A 6,397-nucleotide genomic window follows, 5' to 3' on the forward strand; every position below is an offset into this window, starting at 1 on the left:
GTTTAAAAAATACCATGAAACGGGGCATATGTTGACGGTTGCTTATCAACCGAATCATCGTTATCGAAAAGATTGGCGCTTATTAATGAAAGAAAGTGTAGACTCTTGGTTTGCCACGATAAATTTTTTTGACACACATTTGAAAAATTTGTAGATAGTGCTGAACCGTGCTATAATAGTCCCAACTAAGATAAAAACACAGTTCTGGTTGGTAGTCCAGACGTAGGCAAGCCTATCAGTAACCCTCCTCCTTGGTTGTCCATTCTTAGGGATAGATTTAAGGAGGTGCTGTCATGGAAATCGTTTCAATTGGCTTGACAGTTTATTTTGAAGATGGATTTTGGCATGGATTGTTTGAACAAGAGTATGAGGGAACTTATCAAGTTTGTCGTGTGACATTTGGTCAGGCACCAAAAGATGATGAAATTTTGAAACTTTTACAGACTCAGTTTGCTCGGTTATCTTTTAGCCCAGAGGCAACAGTCAAACAGCATGTGAAGATTAAGAATCCGAAGCGTCTGCAGCGAGCTGTAAAGAAACAGGTGAAGCAGGAAGTTTCTTCTAAGTCACAGGAGCTTTTACAGTTGCAGCACGAGGAACGAAAAAAGCATTCAAAACAACAGTCCAGTCTCCAAAAGCAATTGCTCAAGCAAGAGAAATTTGAACGCAAACAGCAAAAACGTAGAGAGAAGCACAAGGGGCATTAACTCACTCGTTTCCATATGTGATCATTCCTCCATAAACTGGGGGGATGATTTTTATAAGAGGAGTTTGCATTGTTGAATCGAAAACTAACTGTTTTCAAAAATTTTCATCGGAATGTGCTATACTATGTTCAAGAAAAAGACAAGGAGAAACATAATGCCTGTAAATGAATTTGGACAGATGATTGGGAAATCAGTAGATGATACACCCGGTCAATTACCTGCGATTGATTGCTTGGAAGGGAGGTATGCTCGGATAGAGACTCTTTCGGTAGAAAAACATGCTAAGGATTTGTTTGCCGTCTATGGTCCCGACAGTCTGCGGGACATGTGGACCTATCTTTTTCAAGAGCCTGTGGAAACCCTAGAGGAACTTGAAAGACTTTTAGAACAGTTAGAGGCAAGCACGGACCGAGTCTACTATGCCATTCTAGACAAGGTCAGTGGCAAGGCTTTGGGGACTTTTTCTCTCATGCGTATTGACCAGGCCAATCGGGTCATCGAAGTGGGAGGAGTAACCTTTTCGCCAGCACTTAAAGGGACGCGGATAGGGACCGAGGCTCACTATTTACTAGCTCGCTATGTCTTTGAAGACTTGGGATATCGCCGCTATGAGTGGAAATGCGACCAGCTCAATGGACCTTCACGCAAGGCTGCCTTGCGCTTGGGATTTACCTTTGAGGGAACTTTTAGACAGGCGGTGATTTACAAGGGACGGACGCGAGATACGGATTGGTTTTCCATGCTAGATACAGAATGGCCTGCCCGAAAAGCGCGCTTTGAAAATTGGTTGGCGCCTGATAATTTTGATGAAGAAGGTCGCCAATATAAACGACTGGAGGATTGTTCATGACAGACAAAGATAAACAAATTCAACGTGCACAGACTTTTCAAGCCTTGCACAAGAAGGGCGATTTGCTCCTGCTCCCCAATATCTGGAATGTCGGTTCGGCACTCGTTTTTGAAAAAGAGGGGGCAAAAGCTCTGGCTACTTCTAGTGCTGGTATCGCTTTTGATCTGGGCTATCCGGATGGTGAGGATATTACCTTTGATGATTTACTGGAAATGGTGAGCAAAATCTGTCGCCGTGTGACGGTACCTGTCTCAGTGGATTTTGAACGGGGCTATGCAGAAACAGGAGCCCAAGTAATACTCAATGAAAATCAAAAGGCAAACTAGGAAGCTAGCCGCAAGCTGTACTTGAGTACGGTAAGGCGACGCTGACGTGGTTTGAATTTGATTTTCGAAGAGTATAAAAGAAAATGCCCACAAGCTCATAGAGGCTGGGGCAGTGGGAGTTAATATCGAAGATGGCTGCTCAGATGGCAGTCTGTCTTCCCTTGATTTGCAGATTGAAAAGATTCAGGCTTTGGTTGCCTTAAAGGAAGAAACCGGCATTCCTTTTGTCATCAATGCCCGGACCTGCGCTTTCTGGTATGACGTGGCAGGAGAAGAGGAGAATCTCTCCATCGCGATTGAGCGTGGCCGAGCCTTTGCACAAGCTGGCGCGGATTGTGTCTTTGTCCCAGGGGCTATGTCTCTGGCAACAGCAAAAACACTCATCCAGGAAATTCCTTGTCCGCTCAATCTAATCCTGACGCCGCAAACACAAGACATTCAGACCCTTAATCAGGCAGGTTTGGCGCGACTCAGTCTGGGCTCGGGTCCTGTACGGGCCACCTATCAAGGGGTCATTGAGCTGGCGCAAAAGATTCAGCAAGAGCAGGACTTTACAGCCTTGCTTCAAACACCATTGACCTATGCTAAGGCCAATGAGTATTTTAAGGAGTAACATTCTTTGCATGAGGCCAGCAGTGCAAGAGCTTGAGAGAATTCTAAAAGGAGACGACATGATTCGGATTAAGAGGGAAGAAATGGTCAAGTTAGAGGATGTATTGCATCTCTATCAGGCAGTTGGTTGGACCAACTATACCCAACAGCCCCAGATGCTGGAGAAGGCTCTGTCTCACTCATTAGCGATTTATGTGGCGCTTGATGGCGATGTTGCGGTGGGCTTGATTCGTTTGGTTGGAGATGGTTTTTCATCAGTCTTTGTCCAAGATGTGATTGTTTTACCTGCCTATCAGCGCCAAGGAATTGGTGGTGCCCTAATGAAAGAGAGTTTAGAGGATTATAAAGATGCCTATCAAGTCCAACTGGTGACAGATGAGGACGAAAAAACCTTGGGATTCTATCGTTCTCTGGGATTTGAAACCTTATCTACCTACGACTGCATAGGTATGATTTGGGTGAATCGCAAAAAATAAAAAAATTATAGAGAACTTAAGGTAACTTTAAGCCAGGTCTTGTATCATAGAACCATCAAATAAAGACCTCCTAAACTTTATTTGATGAATCCTAAAACTTTTCTTTTTCATAATAATCTCCCTATAAAAGCTACCGGATCTGGTGGCTTTTTCATTTTTTTTTGGAGACTACTTATGTTTAAAAACTATTTTTTATGTTAATAGGTACTTATAAATGCTAAATAAGAATTAGCTAATTCTTAGTGGTTTACAAACTATATTTTAGTAAAAAGGAGTGGGAGAAAACTTCGACTAATAAAAAAGTTTGTTTTCCTACTATAGCACAACTCAAACAGTCTGGAAGTTTGTTTAGGGTTGTAGATAAAGGAAGTCTTGTTTCAGTTATTAGATCATTTTTGAAGTATGAAAAGTGAGTAAAGATAGCAATCACGGCATTATGCAGTTGATACACTATTTATCGAAGGTTAGATATTTTTTAAACATCAGGTCTATTTGGGAGAAAACTTCTTTATGAAATTGAGAAGCTAAAAAGTTAGAAAGAAAAGCCCCGACAAAATTTTCGGAGCTTAATTTTATGCACGCATAGCGTTTTTTATGTTGAAATGTTTTCTAAAGAAATGACGGCCTACTAAGGCAACAGATCCCAAGATAACTAAGATAAAATCAGGGAAAACAGGGTTAATTGCCGTTGGTATGAGATAGGCTAATGAGAAAACAGCCAACCAAGCTGCAGTAACCCCAACAATCAAGAGGAGTGAGCGCAACAAACCTGGTCGTTGTGTGCGTTCATGACGGTAAAAAAAGTGATACATAGCGTAAAAGGCAAATCCCCCAACGATACTAGTCAATAAGATGGTTAAAAAGCCATGTGATTGGCTGGTGGATGAGAAGAGTCCCATTAGACCATTGATAAGGGCAAAGAAACCAAAAACTAAAAGGATTTGATCAAGGATCATCAGTTTTGGATCATCATTTTCTTGACTTGTTTGCATAGCCACTTGTTCGGGACTTAGTGTTTTAGATTTAGCCCAAGAAGTAGGGGAACCAAAAAGACTACGGGCTGTGATACCTTTGGTCTGATTTTCCAAGAGAATTGGATAAATTTCCTCGATATAGCCTTTAATTTCGGCATCAGTTTTTCCATCGGCAATGAATTGGTTGGTTGCGATATGAATGAATTCTTGGTTTTTGTGTGTAAGTTTATCAAGTGAAAAAGACATAATAACTCCTTGTTAGAATAATTTTTTGTGGATAAGGTAAATAACCAATGAACCACTTAAAGCAAAGGCGATGAACATGATAATCCAGAAAGCTTGAGGTTCACCGTTAAGAGGTAGTTCATTATTTTTAAAGTTCATTCCGTAGGCGGAAAAAATCATAGTGGGAATGGACATAACAATGGTGACTAAGGCCAGAGTTTTCATGATGTTGTTTTGATTGTTTGAGATGATAGAGGCGAAGGTATCTGTCATCCCTCGTAAGATATTTCCATAGATATCGGCCATCTCAATGGCCTGTTGTGTTTCAATCAAAGTATCTTCAAGCAAATCTTCGTCTTCCAGGTATTTTTTAACATTGCTAGTTGGACTGGTTAGTTTTTTGATAACACGTTCGTTGGTTTTGAGAGAGGCTTTGAAGTAGACGATGGTCTTTTCTAACTCCATGAGTTCAATCAATTCTTCATTACGAGTTGATTGGTGCAGTTGACTTTCAATTTGCTCACTTTTACGGTCAATTGATCGTAGAGCAGTTAGATATAATTCCGCATTGCGATAGAGCATTTGGAAAATAAAGCGCGACTGCATAAAGGTGTAGAAGTTGCGTAGGCGACGGTTGATAAAGGTATCGAGGAGGGGAAGGGGTTCTAAACAAGTTGTGATGATGACGTCTTGAGTTAGGATAATCCCTAGAGGAATGGTTACATAGTAAGTCTTATTGTTGCGTTCTTCGGTAACGGGAGCATCAACGATAATCAGTGTATAATCATCTTCTATCGTGATACGAGACATCTCCTCGGCATCAAGCGGGGCACGTAAATCCGCAATATCGATATTAAAGCTGTTAGCAATCTCGACAGATTCATTTTGGGTTGGATTGACTAAGTTAACCCAGGAACCAGGCTCAAGGGAGTCAATTTCCTTGAATTCAGTGGTTGTAGAGAGAAAAATCTGTTTCATGACCTAGCTCCTTTCTATCAGCTTTTTTGCACCATATCATTATACTATAAAATCCATCAGAGCGCTAGAATTTCAGGGACAAATTTCCAATCTTTTCTCAAAAGTATCTGACTTGATTCCCATATTTTTAAAGAAATTTTGATATAATGATAGGTAATACTGAAGGAAAATGGTTCAAAATGGTGCTTTATCTCGCCGTAGTTCTTTCCTTATGCTCACGGATTAGAGGACATTTTCTTTTACGGATAGTTAACTAGAAAGAGTGACCATGCAAGATAAGATTGTGATACATGGGGCGCGTGCCCATAACTTGAAAAATATCGATGTGGAGATTCCTCGGGACAAGCTGGTCGTGGTGACAGGCTTGTCTGGTTCGGGCAAGTCCAGTCTGGCCTTTGATACTCTCTATGCAGAAGGGCAACGTCGCTATGTCGAGAGCTTGTCTGCCTATGCTCGTCAGTTCTTGGGCAACATGGAAAAGCCAGATGTGGATGCTATTGATGGTCTCAGCCCTGCCATTTCCATCGACCAAAAAACGACCTCAAAAAATCCCCGTTCAACAGTTGGAACCGCAACGGAAATCAATGATTACCTAAGATTGCTCTATGCAAGGGTGGGAACCCCCTACTGTATCAATGGGCATGGGGCGATTCAGGCTTCGTCTGTGGAGCAGATTGTGGACCAGGTCTTGGAATTGCCTGAACGTCAACGTTTGCAAATCTTAGCGCCCGTTATTCGCAAGAAAAAGGGCCAGCACAAGACTATTTTTGAAAAAATTCAAAAGGATGGCTATGTCCGTGTGCGCGTGGATGGTGAGATTTTTGATGTGACCGAAGTCCCTGAACTGTCTAAAAGCAAGCAACACACGATTGATGTCGTGGTTGACCGGATTGTCATCAAGGAGGGGATCCGGAGCCGTCTTTTCGACTCGGTCGAAGCGGCCCTGCGCTTAGCAGAAGGCTATGTGGTCATTGACACCATGGATGACTCGGAACTGCTCTTTTCTGAGCATTATGCCTGCCCTGTTTGTGGCTTTACGGTGCCGGAGTTGGAACCGCGTCTTTTCTCTTTCAATGCTCCTTTTGGTTCTTGTCCTGACTGTGATGGTCTGGGCATTAAGCTAGAGGTGGACTTGGACCTAGTTGTGCCTGAAGCTAGTAAGACTCTCCGAGAGGGTGCCCTAGCTCCCTGGAACCCCATTTCCTCTAACTATTATCCGCAGTTGCTGGAGCAAGCCATGGAACAATTT

7 protein-coding genes and 2 pseudogenes are annotated in these 6,397 nt (G+C 42.3%); 7 read left to right on the forward strand and 2 right to left on the reverse strand.

The features are described 5' to 3' along the window. The 6 genes and pseudogenes from STRDD10_RS10605 to STRDD10_RS08940 form a co-directional block, all read left to right on the forward strand. A pseudogene (locus tag STRDD10_RS10605) lies at positions 1–154 on the forward strand (acyl-CoA thioesterase); the annotation flags it as partial. A gap of 139 nt (positions 155–293) precedes the next feature. Beyond that, positions 294–707, forward strand: a complete 414-nt coding sequence (locus tag STRDD10_RS08920) for a YjdF family protein (RefSeq protein WP_067195239.1) — start codon at positions 294–296, stop codon at positions 705–707. Positions 708–861: 154 nt separating this feature from the next. Next, a complete protein-coding gene (locus STRDD10_RS08925; protein WP_067195241.1) occupies positions 862–1,557 on the forward strand; it encodes a GNAT family N-acetyltransferase in 696 nt (231 codons plus the stop codon). Next, positions 1,554–1,883 carry an isocitrate lyase/phosphoenolpyruvate mutase family protein gene (locus STRDD10_RS11780; protein WP_067195243.1) on the forward strand — a complete coding sequence of 110 codons (330 nt, stop codon included), beginning with the start codon at positions 1,554–1,556 and terminating at the stop codon, positions 1,881–1,883. The genes STRDD10_RS08925 and STRDD10_RS11780 overlap by 4 nt, the downstream gene beginning before the upstream one ends. A gap of 112 nt (positions 1,884–1,995) precedes the next feature. Then, a complete protein-coding gene (locus STRDD10_RS11785) occupies positions 1,996–2,496 on the forward strand; it encodes an isocitrate lyase/phosphoenolpyruvate mutase family protein (protein ID WP_067195246.1) in 501 nt (166 codons plus the stop codon). A 58-nt stretch (positions 2,497–2,554) separates the two neighbouring features. Next, on the forward strand, positions 2,555–2,971 hold the full coding sequence (locus STRDD10_RS08940) for a GNAT family N-acetyltransferase (protein ID WP_067195357.1): 417 nt from the start codon (positions 2,555–2,557) through the stop codon (positions 2,969–2,971). A gap of 572 nt (positions 2,972–3,543) precedes the next feature. On the opposite strand, the gene STRDD10_RS08945 is transcribed toward STRDD10_RS08940, so the two are convergent. Further along, complete coding sequence (locus STRDD10_RS08945; protein ID WP_067195248.1) at positions 3,544–4,191, reverse strand: DUF1129 domain-containing protein; 648 nt, start codon at positions 4,189–4,191, stop codon at positions 3,544–3,546. Between the two features lie 12 nt (positions 4,192–4,203). After that, entirely contained in the window at positions 4,204–5,148 is a 945-nt protein-coding gene (locus tag STRDD10_RS08950) for a magnesium transporter CorA family protein (protein WP_067195250.1), read from the reverse strand. A 268-nt stretch (positions 5,149–5,416) separates the two neighbouring features. Between STRDD10_RS08950 and STRDD10_RS08955 the strand changes: the two are divergent. Then, positions 5,417–6,397, forward strand: a pseudogene (locus STRDD10_RS08955) (excinuclease ABC subunit UvrA); the annotation flags it as partial.

It is taken from the genome of Streptococcus sp. DD10 (assembly GCF_001578805.1).
Lineage (GTDB): Bacteria > Bacillota > Bacilli > Lactobacillales > Streptococcaceae > Streptococcus.